Below are 15,772 nucleotides of genomic sequence, written 5' to 3'. Positions count from 1 at the left end.
GCCTCTACTGCGATATGTCGACACTCGTCAACATATCTCGAGTTGCCTCCGAGGGAAAGAACGTCGCCGAAGATTCCCGGCGGCTTCGGTCAGTGCTTGGCGATGGTCACTGCATCGCGCAGCATGCCGGTGCCGGGATGGCAATTGATGTACTCGTACAGCTGATCGGCGGCATCGAATACCGAGACCTCATGGTAGAGACGCAATTTCGACAGACCCGCGGCCACCCGGAAAAACGTCGTGAAGATCCGCAGATGGGTGGGGTGGGATTCCGACCACCGTTCGAGTTGGTCGAGTGAGGCCCAGTGACCGATGTTGTAGCTCAGGTCGAGGAAGTTTCCGTCGATGTCGATGTTGCGCACGAATCGGTTGCTGTAGCACCCGACGGCCGGGCCGTTGTCGCGGAGGAAATCCATGCCCGATTGGAGGGTGGGCAGGATTTCGTCCAGGTAGAGGCTGCGCTCGTCTGCTTCCGCGTCGGCCCAGTCCTGTCCGGACCTGATCAGTGCGATGTTGTCGTGCCCCCGCACTACTACGCGTCCACCTACGGCGGGGTCACCGGCGATGACCCGCAGTTCGCCCGAGGCCTGCATCCAGTCGGTTTGGGAGATCGGAAACCGCTCGCGCATCGAACCCCAGTAGCCGTGTTCGTTGATCTCGCCACTGATGCCGTCCATGACCGCTCCGACCCCGGGAAGGTCGTCTTGGAACGCGTAGAGCGTTTCGAACTGTTCGGCTCTCGGTGCCACGATCTCGCGGAAGAACCCCAACCCGTCCGACAGGCGCTCTTCGGACTCCCACCAGGAAGCTATTGGAGTCGATGTGCTCCAACGATGTTGGGAGGAAACATCTTTCCAGTATCCGACCACGATCAGGTTCTCGTAGCCCTGGTTGTCGATGTGATGGGTGAGATCGTGGTGTGCCGGCCCGTCCGGCAAGTCGAAGCCGGCGACGATATCCCGCATCGCCTGCAGTGCAGCCGGGCGCTGATCTTCGTCGCGGAACTGCACGCCGAGATAGCCCATCACGACCTGTTGCAATGCGTCGTCTGCGCGCCCGACCCACATGGGAAATGGTGGCGTATAGGTATCCGGAACGCGCCTGGTCAACGTGCGCGGGCATTGAAGGTGTTCACCGATTGCAGATTCCATGAGTGCTCCCTGTGGTGTGGGTAGTCGAATCGGGTGCCTGGCACTTGGCAACGCCGTGCCGAAAATCTACGCCCGCGAGGCCGATCAAACTTGGCCGTCAACGCCCGATATTTGGCCTACCGCGCCAAGAATTGTGGATAGGCGTCGGCGACAGAACGTTTTGGACACCATGTTGAATGGGCAAGTGGCTGAGAATGTTACAGATCAGCGAGTAGTACTTGTGGGGGCCGATGCTTGCGACCGGTACCGCCGCGGGCTGATTCCGAACTCCGCCTTGAATGCGCGACTGAAGGCGGCAAGGTCGGTGAATCCCCAGCGGTGAGAAATCTGGGTCAGCGACCGGTCTGCTGCGTCGCGTTGCACGATCTCCCGACGGCAACCGTCGAGTCGACGGCTGCGAATCGAGCGTGACACCGTCGTGCCGTGTTCGGCGAAGGCTCGGTGCAACTGGCGAATGGAAACTTTGACCGATCCCGCGATGTCCGCCGGAGACAGGGCCGGGTCAGCGATGCGGGCGTCTATGACCGACAGGGCGGATTCGTAGAGGCTGGTTCGCCGAGAGGTGATCGGACGTGCCGTTGCGTGAAGAACGGACTTGACCAGGCCGCCGATCTCGTTGACGACTTCCTCTTCGTCTCCGCTCGCGTCGGACGTCATGCGGACGGAGGCAAGATCGTGAAGAAAGCGACCCAGCAGGCCACTCAGGCCCGCGTGTCCGTCGAAAGCGATGGCGGTCAGGCTCGTGACCTCCGCGTCGCTGAGCGACAGGTACGACCGTGGCCAGGTGAACACCTCGAGTCCCCAGATGCCGTCGTGTGCGTGTCCCTCGATCTGCCAATCGAAGGGGCGCGTGGTGTCGTACAGGACGTAGTCGCCACGGCGCAGGACGCATTCGCGGTTGTCTTGGCGCACTACCGCGCTACCGCGGCGGATCATGCCGATTTGCAGGTAGTCCGCACCGTCGCTCTTGATCAGGCTGCTGCTACGGACTATTCGTTGTTCCATCGATTGAACTGCGGACACTCGAACGTGTGCGAGTTGGGCCGAGTGCACGGCCCCGCTGAATCCGTCGCCGTCTTCGATGTCGGATACGTCGAGCGCGACAAAATGCTCACGCAACAAATCTGCCCAGTCGCCCGTGAGATTCGTGCGTGTGGGCAGGGAGAAGCCGGATCGCGTGAGCATTGCAGGGCGCCTCCTCGCAGAAAAGCCGAAGTTCTCGGGTGCTCGATGTTCAGAGAGTAATCCCGCACATCAGACATGTCGATAGGAGTCGACATGTCATCACGCCGGGGAAAAATTGTTTGCCATACAAACAACGTCGAGTTATTGTTTGTCATACAAACAAGTAGGAGTTCGTGATGGTCACCGAGGCAGTTCCCGCAGCGCGCGCCACGCGTGAGTCGGGCAAGCAGACGCGTATGGCGCTGTTCAATGCCGCAACCGAGCTGTTTCTCGAACACGGCGACAGCGTGTCCATCGCGCAGATCTGCACCGCCGCCGGCGCTCATCCCAACCAGGTGACCTACTACTACGGCTCCAAAGAGAAGCTCTTCGTCGAGGTGGCGTGTGCGGCCGTTCTGCGCGCAGGCAAGCGCGCCGAGGTCGATGCAGCCGATGCCGACACTGTCGGTGACTACACCGAGAAGTTGGTCGGATCCCTCCTGGGCTCGGGCGCTCCCAGCGTCGAACTGTTCGTGGAAGCGATGATGATGACGGGTCGTCGTGGTGAACTCCGTGACCTGATCTCCGAAACGCTTCGCACTCTGCATTCCTCGGGTGAAACTGCCCTCCTTCGCACTTTGGTCCGCACCGGCTGGCAGCTACGCGCGGGCATCGACGTCGAATCCAAGGCCTTCTGGTCTGCGATCTTCGGCCTCGTCATCCAGAAGACTGCCACCGGCGAGAGCTTCGGCTACTCCCTCGAGGAGGCGGTCGCCGTCATCTTCGCCACTCTCCAGATACCCGACGCCGTACTCAACAGCTCGATGGAATGAACTCTCTTCGAGCGTGATTCTCCGACAAGGACTTCGATGGACATCGTTCGCGTATTCGACAGCAACGTCACCAAGACCCCGGACAAACCCTTCCTGATATTCGACGGTCACGATCACACGTACTCCCAGGTTCAGGACGGAAGTCGGCGCGCCGCAGGATATTTGCAGTCGCTGGGCGTGCAGCCAGGTGACCGTGTGGCGCTGATGTGTTACAACACTCCAGGATTCGTGTACGCGATGCTCGGTGCCTGGCGCTTGGGTGCCGTCGTGGTTCCCGTCAATCACAAGATGCAGACTCCGGAAGTTGCCTACGTGCTGGGGCACGCGAAGGTGTCGGTGTGCGTCTTCGACGGTGAGCTGGCGCCGGTCGTCGGTCGATTGGAGACCACAGCAAAGCTGATCAGCACGGACTCTGTCGCAGACGGTTTCGACTTCTTCGACGACGCCATCACCCGCCAAGAGGGCGTTGACGGTATCGACATCGACGAGAACGATCCTGCCGAGATCCTCTACACCTCGGGGACTACCGGCTCGCCCAAGGGCTGCGTCCACAGCCATCGCAACGTCGTCGGCGTAGCCGTCACCGCGGCCCTTGCCGTGTCGACGACTCGAGACGAGCGACTGCTCATGGCCGTCCCGATCTGGCACGCTTCCCCACTGAACAACTGGTTCATGTCCACGCTCTACATGGGCGGAACCGTCGTGCTGCTGCGCGAGTATCACCCCGTCAAGTTCCTGGAAACAGTTCAGGAACAGCGTATTACCCTCTGCTTCGGGCCACCGGTCATCTACACCACCGCACTCAACCTGGTGCCGAACTTCGCCGACTACAACCTCGGCAGCGTTCGTGCGTGGCTGTACGGCGGCGGACCGATCGGCGCGGATGTTGCTCGGCGACTGGTGGAGTCGTACGGCACCACCGAATTCCGGCAGGTCTACGGCATGACGGAGACCGGGCCCGTCGGGACTGTGCTGTACCCCGAAGAGCAATTGAGCAAAGCGGGCTCGATCGGCCGCGTCGCGCTGGCCGGCGTCGATCTGCGACTGGTTGCCGATGACGGCACCGACGCGGAGCCCGATCAGATCGGTGAGATCTGGCTGCGCGCCGACACCGTCATGCAGGGGTACCTCGACGACCCCGCTGCCACGAAGGCTGCATTTGCCGACGGAGGTTGGTATCGCACCGGCGATCTGGCGCGTAAGGATGCGGACGGCTACCTCTTCATCGTCGACCGCGCGAAGGACATGATCATCACGGGCGGCGAGAACGTCTACTCCAAGGAGGTCGAGGACGTGATCTCCGGCCACCCCGACGTCGTCGACGTCGCCGTTGTCGGAAAACCCAACGAAGAATGGGGCGAGACCGTCGTCGCACACGTCGTCTGGCGTGAACCGGATGTCATCAGCGCCGACGACATCAAGGACTACCTCTCGGACAAGTTGGCGCGCTACAAGATTCCGCGTGAAGTGGTGTTCGCGACCATCCTTCCGCGCACGCCGACCGGCAAGATCCAGAAGCACCTCATCCGCGCCGCGAGCTGAAAGGCCTGTCATGACTGATATTTCCGAGAAGACTGTCTCCGAGCACACCGTCACCCACCCGGCGCCGCATCGCACCCATGCAGTGCTCAACCAGTCGGTACCGCGCACGGACGTCAACGAGTTCCTGCTCGACACGGTCCTGGCCGAAGGCGTCGCGCGCCACGACGCCGATTGGGCTACAAGTGAACTCACGGACATCGGTGAACTGGTCGGCAGTGCCGGGTTCCAGCACGACGCGGAGCTGGCCAACACGGTGATCCCCGAACTGAAGACCTTCGATCGCTGGGGAAATCGCATCGACGAGGTCGAATACCATCCGTCGTATCACCGGATCATCTCTGCCGCCGTTGCGCACGGTGCTCACACCTCTGCCTGGGCTGACCCGAAGCCGGGTGCCAACGTGGCTCGGGCCGCGGCATTCATGCTTTTCTCCCAGGTCGAACCGGGTCACGCATGCCCGATCTCCATGACGCACGCCGTGATCCCCTCGCTCGAGCTGCAGCCGGATGTAGCCGCCCTCTGGACCCCGCGCGCCCTTTCTCGGAGCTACACCCCCGAGTTGGACGCTCCCGGAAAGGCATCCGCGATCTTCGGAATGTCGATGACGGAGAAGCAGGGCGGCTCCGACGTGCGAGCCAACACGACCATCGCCAAGCCGGCCGGACGTGGCGGCCCGGGTGCTGACTACCTGCTCACCGGACACAAGTGGTTCTGCTCGGCGCCGATGTCCGACGCCTTCCTGGTTCTCGCTCAGGCCGAAGGTGCTGCCGGCGAGGGACTTTCCTGCTTCCTTCTTCCCCGCATCCTGCCTGACGGCACACGTAACGTTTTCCGTATCCAACGTCTGAAGAACAAGCTGGGCAACAAGTCCAACGCATCGTCCGAGATCGAACTCGACGGCACCGTCGGCACCATGATCGGCGAACCGGGCCGTGGTGTGCGGACCATCATCGAAATGGTGTCCCAGACGCGACTCGACTGCATTCTCGGCAGCACTGCGGGTATGCGTCAGTCGGTGGCCGAAGCGGTGTGGCATGCGCGGCACCGCAGCGCTTTCGGTGCCGTCCTGGCAGATCAGCCGGCAATGACGTCGGTACTTGCCGATCTGGCTCTCGAATCCGAAGCCGCGACCATCACCGCACTGCGATTGGCTCGCGCCCAGGACGAGGACGCGGACGAGCAGGAGAAGGCTTTCCGCCGACTCGCGACAGCCGTTGCGAAGTACTGGATCTGCAAGCGCGGTCCGCACCACTCCTACGAAGCCCTCGAATGCCTGGGCGGCAACGGTTACACCGAGGACTTCCCGCTTGCCCGTCGCTACCGTGAGCAGCCCGTCATGGCCGTGTGGGAGGGGTCGGGCAACGTCATCGCGCTCGATGTCCTGCGCGCGATGACCCGTGAACCCGATTCCGTTGCCGCCTTCGACCACGAGATCAACCTCGCTCGCGGGAACAACCCGGTTCTCGATCAGCACCTCGATCGGGTGCGACGCCAACTCGGTGAGCTCGCCACGATGGCACCCGCCGACGCCCAGCTCCGCGCTCGGACCGTCGTCGAGGCTATGGCGTTGGCACTTCAAGCCTCGCTCATGGTGCGCCACTCCCCGGCCGCTTCGTCCGATGCGTTCATTGCCGCCCGCCTCGGCGCCGACCGTGGTCACGAGTACGGAACTCTTCCTGTAGGAACCGATTTCGCGGGGATTCTCGCGAGAGCCTAAGGCTGCTCCTTCAGCACCCTGGTGACGGTGTGTACTGCGGGCGTCGGATTGTTCGGTCGCCATGCCATCGCGATTTTCAGCGTGGGCGTGGCCCCGGCGATCGGCAGGTACACGACCCCGTCCATGGACAGATGCGCCGTCGACTCCACGACGACGGCGATCCCGACCCCCGCTCCGACCATGGCCAACAGGCTGTACGGATCGGGGGCTTCGTGCGCGACGGTGGGCGTGAAACCTGCTGTGGCGCAAACGGACAACGTCGCATCGCGCACCACCGAGCCGTGCTCGGCGGGATACATCACGAATCGTTCGGTTGCCAGGTCTTCCGGTGACACCGAGTCGTGGGTACTGAGGTGATGCCTGGCGGGAACTGCGACCATCAAGGTTTCCTCGCGCACCGTGTGAGTCTCGAATCCGCGCGGAATGGGCAGGCCGACTATGCCCATGTCGAGTGTTCCGCGTCGGAGAGCGTCGAGCACCTCACCCGAGTACATCTGCGGCCGTAGTTCCAGTTCGATTCCCGGATGGGAGTCGGCCAAGGACCGTGTGAGAGCCGACAGCACCGTGTAGCCGCCGGTTCCGCCGAAACCCACCGTGACACGACCTGTTTCCCCGGTCGAGGCAGCTGATGCGATATCTCTGACGAGGGCAATCTGCGCTTCGATGATCCGTGCAGGCGTGACCAAGGCTTCACCGGCGGCGGTCAACTGCACTGACCTGGTAGTCCGGACGAACAGGTCGGTGCCGAGTTCGCGCTCGAGCGCCCGAATGGTTTGGCTGAGCGGGGATTGCCCGATGTGGAGTCGCTCGGCGGCCCGGCCGAAATGAAGTTCGTCGGCGACTGCGAGAAACGCGCGCAGCTGACGCAGTTCCATGTCGCTCCTCCCCGTTTCATTATGTGGTTCTCCTACATAAATGAGTCGAACTAAGTCTTGGACTCTACATGGATTTCGGACGATAGTGATTCACGCCTCACATTGCATCCCTTGGTGATGCCCGACGCGAGAATCAGGGAGAACCGTGGATCAACACCCAGGTCAAGACACCAGTCCACCCGAATACAGCACCAAACAGGCGCGCAAGGCCGGAATCACGGCGTTTGTCGGAACGACCATCGAATGGTTCGACTTCTACATCTACGGAACCGCATCAGCGTTGGTCCTCGGCCCGCTGTTCTTCCCAGATGCGTCGCCGGCGGTGGGAACACTCGCAGCCTTCGCGACCTTTGCCGTGGGATTCGTGGCCCGGCCGGTCGGCGGAGTGGTGTTCGGGCACTTCGGAGACAAATTCGGCCGCAAGAACGCCGTGATCATCACTCTCGCTCTGATGGGGTTGGGAACGGTCGGTGTCGGCCTCCTCCCTACGTACGCACAGATCGGGATCTGGGCGCCGATACTGCTTGTGGCACTTCGTGTTCTCCAGGGCATTGCCATGGGCGGCGAATGGGGTGGCGCCGTATTGATCGCCACCGAGTTCGCTCCCCCGAAGAAGAAGGTGCTCTACGGGGCGTTTGCGCAGCAGGGTTCGCCGGTCGGAAATCTGCTCGCGACACTCGCGTTCCTCGGCCTGACCTTGATGTCGGATTCGGTGTTCGAGTCGTGGGGTTGGCGTCTGCCGTTCCTCGGATCCGCAGCGTTGGTGATCGTCGCTCTCTACATCAGGCTGCACATCTCCGAGACACCCGAAATGAAGAAGGCTGTTGCGGCACAGGAACGTACACGGATGCCACTGGTTGAAGTGTTGCGTTCGCATCCCGTCGAACTTGCTCTCGGCGTCGGCGCTGTGGTTGCCGGTGTTGCCATCACGTACGTCAAGACCACCTTTGCGCTCTCATGGGCGACAACGGATCTCGGCTTCGAGCGCAGCGACTTTCTTCTTGTCATCACCGTGGCACTGGTAGCCCAGGCGCTCGTACAGCCTTTCGGCGCTGTGCTGGCCACGCGGATCGATCCGTCGAAAGCGGTCCGTTGGATGCTGCTGCCGGAGATCGTGCTCCTGCCACTGATGTTCGTGCTGGTTCAGACGGGCTCCGTGCCCCTGGCGATTCTGGGTATGGTGCTCGCAACGGCCCCTCATGCAATGTATTACGCCGCCTTGGCCGGCATTCTGGCGCAGGTATTCCCCACCAACGTTCGGTACACGGGCATCTCTCTGTCGTACCAACTCTCGACCGCCGTTTTTGCCGGAACGGCTCCGATGGTCAGCCAGTATCTGCTGACACGCACCAACTCGATCTGGCCGGTAGTAGCTCTCGGGCTCGTGTATGTCGTTCTCTCCCTCGTCTGTATGACTGCTTTGTTGCGCAGGAGTGCGCTGCACGCGCAAGGGTCGGAGTCGACGAGCTCTTCGAACGTGACCGATGTTTCCACCCTGAAAGGCGTTGACCACTGATGAACTTCGCACACACCGACCCCGCTCTGAAAGCGGTAGTAGACAGATGGACCACCGGGGCGGACCGGAAGACGATGAACGGCTTGCTCGACCGACTGGGTCGAGATGCCGCCGGCCGCTTGTCCGAGCTTGCCCACATCGCCGACAAGAATCCACCGGTGTTGCAGCAGTTCGACAGGGCTGGTGATCGCGTCGACCGGATTTCTTATCACCCGGCCTACCTGGAACTGTGCCGGGCGGCGTACAACGAGTACGGCCTGTCCGCCATGTCGCACCGAAAAGGGTTGCACGGATGGGACTCCGTACCTCCGCCACTCGCGAAGTACCTCGCGTCGTACGTCTTCGTTCAGGCAGAGTTCGGGCTGGCCTGCCCGGTGTCGATGACAGATGCTGCTGCGCGGACGCTGCGTATGTTCGGTGATCCGGCCGTGTTCTCGCCCTGGATCGACGCGTTGACGTCGACCGATCCCGAGCATGCGAAGACGGGTGCGATGTTCATGACCGAGATTCAGGCAGGCACCGATATCGCCTGCACTGAAACGCGTGCCGAGCGCGACGGTGACGGATGGGTCCTGACGGGCAAGAAGTGGTTCGCCTCCAACCCCGATGCCGACGTGATCATCACCCTTGCAAGATTTCCGGGCGGACAGGATGGTTCGACGCGTGGAGTCGGAATGTTCATGGTGCCCAAGACTTTGGATTCCGGCGAGCGCAACAACCTCGCGATCGATCGGCTCAAGGACAAGCTGGGTACACGTTCCATGCCGAGTGGCGAGGTGACGCTGGACCGCGCACACGCACTCCAGGTCGGCGAACTCGAACGAGGTTTCCGGCAGATGGCGGAGATGGTCAACACGTCGCGGCTGTCCAACGCGATGCGTTCGAGCGCTCTCATGCGCCGAGCGGTCCGCGAAGCTGTCGAACATTCGAAGAGCCGAGTCGTGTTCGGTAAGAGGCTCTTCGATCAGCCGCTGATGCGGGCGACTCTTCTTCCCCTCGCGCTCGATGCCGAGGCTTCGCTCTCGCTGGTGGCGTACAGCGCACAGTGTCTTCAGGCTGCAGACGGCGGTGACGATCAAGCGCGAGCACTGATCAGGGTGCTGACGCCGATCGCCAAACACTTCGTGTGCAAACGTGCGCGAGTGGTCACCGGTGAGGCAATGGAGGTGCGCGGCGGAAACGGGTACATCGAGGAATGGGTCGATCCGCGACTCGTGCGGGACGCTCACCTCGGCTCCATCTGGGAGGGCTCGAGCAATGTCATTGCGCTGGACGTACTTCGGTGCCTACGCAAGTTCGATTCGCACCGCACGGTCGCGGGAGCGATGACGGACATCCTGTCCGCCGTCGGACCGGACTGCGAAGCCGGGGCCGGAGTTCTGTTGCGGCGCTGGGAGGAACTGGTCGATGAAGGAGATCGTCTGATCGCGGGAACTGACGATGCCGCGCAGGCTGCGAGTGCAAGGTACTCCGACGAGTTGGCTCGTACCGTCATGGCGACCCTGCTCTTCGACCTTGCGGATCACGGCATCCGAGAAGGTCGCGGGTACCGGTCACTGCTGGTGGCGAACTCCTACCTGGCCGGTCTAGCCGGGAAGGTGCCGTCGGCCGCGCTCGGCAAACTCGACGTGATAACCGACGGCGGCGACGTCGAGCTGAATGATGCACGTGACGCCGAAGCCGAGTTCCTTTCTGTAGCAGGAGGTCACCGGTGAATACTCCAACAGGCCCCGCACCCCTGGCCGGTGTCCGCGTCCTCGATCTGTCGAAGATCCTTGCCGGCCCGTACGCAACCATGTCGCTTGCCGATCTCGGAGCCGACGTCACCAAGATCGAACACCCCGAGGGCGGTGACCCCACGCGTTCATGGGGACCTCCCTTCGTCGGGGTCGATGCTGCCTACTACCTCGCGATCAACCGCGGTAAGAAGTCGGTGACGATCGACCTCAAGTCCACCGAAGGGCAGGAGATCATCCACCGCATGCTCGAAGAGACCGATGTGGTGGTGGAGAACTTCAAGCCGGGCAGCGGATTACAGAAGATCTTCGACTACCAGGCACTGTGCGAGCGGTATCCCCACCTGATCACCCTGCACATCTCGGCGTTCGGTGAAGAAGGCCCACTGCGCGACGAGCCGGGTTACGACATGATCGCGCAAGCCGCGGGAGGGCTCATGTCGCTCACCGGTGAACCCGGCGGCGCCCCGATGAAGTCCGGGTTTGCGTTGGGAGATCTGGGCGCAGCGCTGTTCGGACTGGTCGGGGTGCTGGCCGCATTGGTCGAGCGAGGTCGCACCGGACGCGGACAGTACGTGACCACGTCGCTGTACGAGTGCCAACTCGCCATGCACGTGAACTGGGCGACCAGCTACTTCGCCACCGGTGAGCGTCCGACGGCGCTGGGCTCCGGTCACCCGAATCTTGCCCCCTACCAAGCATTTCCTGCCAGCAACGGGTACTTCGTCATCGCCGTCGGCAACGACGCGATGTGGGCGTCGCTGTGCGAGGCCATCGGTCGAGACGAACTGGTCACCGATCCTCGTTTCGTCCACAACCGTGAGCGGGTGGAGAACCGCGAGAGTCTGGAACGGGAACTCACCAGCGCCTTCGCGTCGGACACCGTCGAACACTGGTGCGCTCTTCTCGCCGAACGAGCGGTCCCGGTTTCACCGATCCGCCACCTCGACGAGATCTACTCCGATCCCCACACCGCCGCACTCGGCATGGTCGGAACCGTCGACCATCCGGCGCTCGGTCCGCTCAAGCAAGTGGCCTTTCCGGTCAACTTCTCCGGCCGGAGGCCACGTCTGACGTCGGCGCCGCCCGTTCTCGGCGCCGACAACGACGAGGTGTTGGGAACCACTCAGGCGAGTCCGCTCAATGCCGGTGCCGTGTTGTCATCCCGCCAGCCGATGGCCTCGACGAGCGTCGTCAGGTCGTAGTCAGGTCCGCTGACGCCGACGGTGAAGAGCGAGACACCGTCGGCGACCAGGTCAGCAGCATTCTCGAGCCCAGGCCACGGAACCGAGTGCTCCACTTCGGTCGGGTTCCGGCCCACGTCGGCGCAATGGTCGGAGAGGATGTCCGACTTGCGCAGGTGTGTCTCGCGGTCACCGAAGCTGTGCCAGACGTCGGCGTACTCGGCGACCAGTCGCAAGGTCTTCTTCTCGCCGCCACCCCCGATGAGAACCGGGATATTGCGCGTCGGAGGCGGGTTGCCCTTGGCCAGGCGGCCCGTGATGCGGGGGAGGTATTCGCCCAGCAGTTTCAGCCGTGAACCTGGGGTGCCGAAGTCGTATCCGAACTGGTCGTAGTCCTTCTCGAACCAGCCGGCACCGATGCCGAGGATCAGGCGTCCGCCGCTGATGTGGTCGACGGTTCGCGCCATGTCGGCCAGCAGATCCGGATTGCGGTAACCGCCGCCGGTGACCAGGGCGCCGATCTCGACGCGTTCGGTCTGCTCGGCCCAGGCGCCGAGCATGGTCCAGCATTCGAAGTGGGCGCCGTCGGGATCGCCGGTCAACGGGTAGAAGTGGTCCCAGTTGAAGACGATGTCCACCCCGGCGTCCTCGGACCGCAAGACGGCGTCGCGAATCAACCCGTAATCGGGTGCGTGCTGAGGTTGGAGTTGAACACCGATGCGTACCGGACGAGTCATGCCACGCTCCTGACGAGAGGAATGGTTGTCTTCTCCATCATGGCCGGGTGTGCGCGGTACCGCTACCGGTCGGTGACGGGTATGCCCGCTTCTCGTACCCACCCCTTTTCGAGCGAACGGTACGTTCGGCGCCTTAGATCGACTGAACGTGCCGTTCGCTCAAAAAGGGGGGGCAGGCAAAAAGGGGGGCAAGCACAAAGGGGGGGGCAGGCAAAGGCGGCGGGCAAAACAGGGGCGGTCTGCCCACAGCAGACAGGCGGGGCCCCGGCATCGCTGCGCCGGTAGGAATGGATTCATGACTACTGAAGCGCCCACCGATACCGGCTACCGTGACCTGTTGACAGACAGGCTCTTCCGACAGCGAACCATTCTGCTCACCGGTGAGGTCAACGACGCCATGGCCGAACGTGTGTGTTCGGAACTGGTACTACTCGCCACCACCGACCCCAAGCGCGACATCGTGCTCTACATCAATTCACCCGGCGGATCGGTGTTTGCCGGTCTGGCCATCTACGACACCATGAAGCTCATCCCCAACGACGTCGTGACGGTCGCGATGGGCTTCGCCGCCAGCATGGGCCAGGTGCTTCTCTGCTCCGGTACCCACGGCAAGCGAATCAGCTTGGCGCACAGCCGCATCATGATGCACCAACCTTCGGCAGGTATCGGTGGCACTGCGGTGGACATTGCGATCCAGGCCGAGAGCCTCGAGCTGATGAAGCGTCAATCGCAGGAAATCCTCGCCACCGAAACGGGCCGGACCGTCGAGGAGATCGAGACCGACAGCGATCGGGATCGTTGGTTCACCGCCGAACAGGCGCGCGAGTACGGGATCGTCGACCGCGTCGTGACGTCCTTCGCCGAGATCGCACCGCAAGCCACCTTCCCCAAGATCGGATTGTGACGTCATGTCCCAGTACACGATTCCCAGTGTCATCGAGCGAACACCAACGGGTGAGCGGTCTTTCGACATCTTCAGCAGGCTGCTCAACGAACGCATCGTCTTTCTCGGCACAGAGATCGACGACGGCGTCGCCAACGTCGTGATGGCTCAGATGCTGCATCTGCAGGCCGACAACCCGGATCGCGAAATCGGTTTGTACATCAACTCTCCCGGCGGTTCTACCACGGCGATGCTCGCGATCTACGACACCATGCAGTTCTTGAAACCGACGATTTCGACGTACTGCATGGGTCAAGCGGCTTCGGCTGCTGCAGTGCTTCTCGCCGCCGGCACTCCGGGCCATCGGCATGTTCTCGCCCATTCCCGGGTGCTGCTGCACCAACCGTCGACGCAAGGTAGCGGCACCATCTCGGACCTCGCGCTTCAAGCAGCCGAGATCCTGAGAATCCGGGAGCAGACCGAGGCGATTCTGAGTAAGCACACCGGTCAGAGCGTCGAGCGACTCCGTAAGGACACCGATCGCGACAGGATCTTCACTGCCGACGACGCTATCTCCTACGGACTGGCTGACACCCTCATCGAAGGGAACTGATCAGGCTGCCATCAGGACGGGACCGGAGATCGGTGCGGGAGAATGCCCGAAGGTGAGGGAGTTGAGCGCAACGATCCTGTTGCCTGCTCGGAACAGCAGGTGCTCGAGCGGCATCCCGAGCGCTTCGCAGATGGCGCGCAGAATTTCCGACGACGGTTCCTTCTTGCCTCGTTCGATCTCGGAGAGGTACTGCTTCGACATCCCGACCTTTGCGGCGACGTCGTCGAGAGTTCGGTCCTGATCGCGTCGGACCTCCCGCAACACTCGTCCGTAGGCTTCGCGAATCAGTGGGGGTTTGCGGACGGCGACAGCCGGATCGGGGAGTTCCGACTCACCCTTGACCAGGACTAATCTCCGCGATGCCTCCATAGGCCGAGTATTCCAGCCGACCGGTTCGCGCACCACCCGGTTCACCGAGGGCTGATAACCCTCAACTTGTCTGGACACCGCCGGCAAGGAACATCGCTCGAAGAACGAAGGCCGCCTCGGGCCCGACGATCTCGCCGACAAGGCTCGTGTAGCGGTCGACGAACTCGGGCCCGTGGGAAGCCTCGTCGGAGGCTGGGTCGCCCAGGTGGTGCGCGAGTTCGTGCAGGACGACGAATTCTCGCAGTGCCCACCGGCCGTCACGGTCGTCTGGAACGGCGATGACGTCGTTCGAATAGTGGGCGGCCGCATTACCGGCGCGGGACCGTACGGACACCGGAACGGTTGCGCGAGGCCAGGTCTCCCGAACCCAGTTCAGTCCGAGTAGCTGATCGCAGTACGCCTGGACCGACTCCACGGAACCGAATTTGCGCTCGACCGGCAGGGTGATGGTGGAACCCATGACTTCGACGCTCCGAAGCCCGCGCTCGTCGGCGCGATCGAACATGGTGCGCACCAACGTCTCTGCCTCGTAGACGGCGCTCCGCTGCGTATCCCTCACGAGTCGAGCTGCCCGCGCACCCCGCCGATCTCCGGAAGGTTTCCCAGGCGTGCGGAGCGCGCCGCCCGATCACCCGCTCGTCGAGCATGCGAGGAATGCCCGGCGCTCGCGCGGCCACCGCCCCGCCACGTCCCACGCGCTTTGGAGTTGGACGAGTAGTAGTCCTTCAGCTCGATTTCCTTGTTACGCAGCACGAGTGCAGTTTCCGAAGACGACGTGGCAGATTCTGCGATCGCCGCCTTCTCCGTCTCCTGCTTCGTCTCGGCCAACCGAGCGCCGATGCGGGACGCGTACGCCATCTGGAAGTTCAGGCGCGCCGTCACTCCGGCCACCGGCTTGCGGACCTGCGTGCTGACGCGTCGTCGTCCACGAGTTTCGACGACGGTCCGCACGGACGTTTCGCCGCGGTACGCCCCGGAACGCACGTACGCGTCGGAGTCACGCACCATCTGGAAGAGCAGGCTCGAGTACAGGGCTTCGCACACGTCGATGTCACCGGCGAAGCCGTAGGCGTAGATGACGGCCGACGTCTGCGCGATGTCGCATTGCACGTCGTTTGCAGCGGCGATGGCGATGAACAACTGGGCGTACGTTCGCAGCCCGCGCTTACCCGGTTCGCCGATGGTGATGAGCCGTTGAGTGGGCGTCGCACGTTTCTCCGAGGACGCGGTGTGCGCACGCGCGACCGCCAGGTCGATCGCGGAACCGGTGGCCAACCGCTGCGCGGCGGCCATGAAGGCTTCACCTTCGTGTGGATTGTCGGTGGACTCCGCTTGGCGAAGCAACGCACCGATGCGGGTCAGCATCTTCTCCGAACTCACCGTGAAAGACTACGCTCGCGCGCCGACACGGACGTTTATGCTGCTAGCGCACACGCTCACCCTCAACTTGGA

General features: G+C 62.8%; 15 protein-coding genes. 8 read left to right on the top strand and 7 right to left on the bottom strand.

What is annotated here, in order from left to right:
- Positions 1-89: 89 nt before the first annotated feature.
- Both oxdA and I7X09_RS16940 read right to left on the bottom strand, forming a co-directional pair.
- Positions 90-1,151, bottom strand: a complete 1,062-nt coding sequence (gene oxdA / locus I7X09_RS16945) for an aliphatic aldoxime dehydratase (RefSeq protein WP_200313082.1) — start codon at positions 1,149-1,151, stop codon at positions 90-92.
- Between the two features lie 204 nt (positions 1,152-1,355).
- Positions 1,356-2,336 (bottom strand): helix-turn-helix domain-containing protein, encoded by a 981-nt coding sequence (locus I7X09_RS16940; RefSeq protein ID WP_200313081.1) that lies wholly within the window; start codon positions 2,334-2,336, stop codon positions 1,356-1,358.
- Positions 2,337-2,512: 176 nt separating this feature from the next.
- Here I7X09_RS16940 and I7X09_RS16935 point away from each other — a divergent pair, with 176 nt between their 5' ends.
- Genes I7X09_RS16935 through I7X09_RS16925 form a run of 3 tightly spaced genes read left to right on the top strand, consistent with a single transcriptional unit; the run spans position 2,513 to position 6,407 of the window.
- Complete coding sequence (locus I7X09_RS16935; RefSeq protein ID WP_095973585.1) at positions 2,513-3,148, top strand: TetR/AcrR family transcriptional regulator C-terminal domain-containing protein; 636 nt, start codon at positions 2,513-2,515, stop codon at positions 3,146-3,148.
- A 36-nt stretch (positions 3,149-3,184) separates the two neighbouring features.
- Positions 3,185-4,690 (top strand): class I adenylate-forming enzyme family protein, encoded by a 1,506-nt coding sequence (locus I7X09_RS16930; RefSeq protein ID WP_095973569.1) that lies wholly within the window; start codon positions 3,185-3,187, stop codon positions 4,688-4,690.
- Between the two features lie 10 nt (positions 4,691-4,700).
- Positions 4,701-6,407: an acyl-CoA dehydrogenase family protein gene (locus I7X09_RS16925; protein WP_200313080.1), complete on the top strand. Its 1,707-nt coding sequence runs from the start codon at positions 4,701-4,703 to the stop codon at positions 6,405-6,407.
- Here the strand turns inward: I7X09_RS16925 and I7X09_RS16920 are convergent.
- Complete coding sequence (locus I7X09_RS16920; protein WP_200313079.1) at positions 6,404-7,282, bottom strand: LysR family transcriptional regulator; 879 nt, start codon at positions 7,280-7,282, stop codon at positions 6,404-6,406. The two genes, I7X09_RS16925 and I7X09_RS16920, sit on opposite strands and share 4 nt — an antisense overlap.
- 145 nt (positions 7,283-7,427) lie before the next feature.
- Between I7X09_RS16920 and I7X09_RS16915 the strand changes: the two genes are divergently transcribed.
- Genes I7X09_RS16915 through I7X09_RS16905 form a run of 3 tightly spaced genes read left to right on the top strand, consistent with a single transcriptional unit; the run spans position 7,428 to position 11,739 of the window.
- Positions 7,428-8,798 (top strand): MFS transporter, encoded by a 1,371-nt coding sequence (locus I7X09_RS16915; protein WP_200313078.1) that lies wholly within the window; start codon positions 7,428-7,430, stop codon positions 8,796-8,798.
- A complete protein-coding gene (locus I7X09_RS16910) occupies positions 8,798-10,513 on the top strand; it encodes an acyl-CoA dehydrogenase family protein (RefSeq protein WP_200313077.1) in 1,716 nt (571 codons plus the stop codon). The genes I7X09_RS16915 and I7X09_RS16910 overlap by 1 nt, the downstream gene beginning before the upstream one ends.
- Entirely contained in the window at positions 10,510-11,739 is a 1,230-nt protein-coding gene (locus tag I7X09_RS16905; protein WP_200313076.1) for a CaiB/BaiF CoA transferase family protein, read from the top strand. The genes I7X09_RS16910 and I7X09_RS16905 overlap by 4 nt, the downstream gene beginning before the upstream one ends.
- Here the strand turns inward: I7X09_RS16905 and I7X09_RS16900 are convergent.
- Entirely contained in the window at positions 11,661-12,455 is a 795-nt protein-coding gene (locus I7X09_RS16900; RefSeq protein ID WP_095973563.1) for an LLM class F420-dependent oxidoreductase, read from the bottom strand. The genes I7X09_RS16905 and I7X09_RS16900 overlap by 79 nt on opposite strands.
- A gap of 295 nt (positions 12,456-12,750) precedes the next feature.
- On the opposite strand from I7X09_RS16900, the gene I7X09_RS16895 reads away from it, so the two are divergent.
- Complete coding sequence (locus I7X09_RS16895) at positions 12,751-13,359, top strand: ClpP family protease (protein WP_054187251.1); 609 nt, start codon at positions 12,751-12,753, stop codon at positions 13,357-13,359.
- Positions 13,360-13,363: 4 nt separating this feature from the next.
- Positions 13,364-13,951 (top strand): ATP-dependent Clp protease proteolytic subunit, encoded by a 588-nt coding sequence (locus I7X09_RS16890; protein WP_003945993.1) that lies wholly within the window; start codon positions 13,364-13,366, stop codon positions 13,949-13,951.
- On the opposite strand, the gene I7X09_RS16885 is transcribed toward I7X09_RS16890, so the two are convergent.
- The 3 genes from I7X09_RS16885 to I7X09_RS16875 all read right to left on the bottom strand — a co-directional run bounded on the left by I7X09_RS16885 (position 13,952) and on the right by I7X09_RS16875 (position 15,700).
- Positions 13,952-14,320 carry a helix-turn-helix domain-containing protein gene (locus I7X09_RS16885; protein WP_054187250.1) on the bottom strand — a complete coding sequence of 123 codons (369 nt, stop codon included), beginning with the start codon at positions 14,318-14,320 and terminating at the stop codon, positions 13,952-13,954.
- Positions 14,321-14,381: 61 nt separating this feature from the next.
- Entirely contained in the window at positions 14,382-14,825 is a 444-nt protein-coding gene (locus I7X09_RS16880; protein WP_234036961.1) for a TIGR04338 family metallohydrolase, read from the bottom strand.
- A 50-nt stretch (positions 14,826-14,875) separates the two neighbouring features.
- Positions 14,876-15,700 carry a DUF2786 domain-containing protein gene (locus tag I7X09_RS16875; protein WP_095971623.1) on the bottom strand — a complete coding sequence of 275 codons (825 nt, stop codon included), beginning with the start codon at positions 15,698-15,700 and terminating at the stop codon, positions 14,876-14,878.
- Positions 15,701-15,772: the final 72 nt, after the last annotated feature.

The organism is Rhodococcus sp. P-2, from assembly GCF_016598535.1.
Taxonomy (GTDB): Bacteria; Actinomycetota; Actinomycetes; order Mycobacteriales; family Mycobacteriaceae; genus Rhodococcus_F; species Rhodococcus_F baikonurensis.
This window is presented reverse-complemented; position numbering and strand designations above follow the sequence as displayed.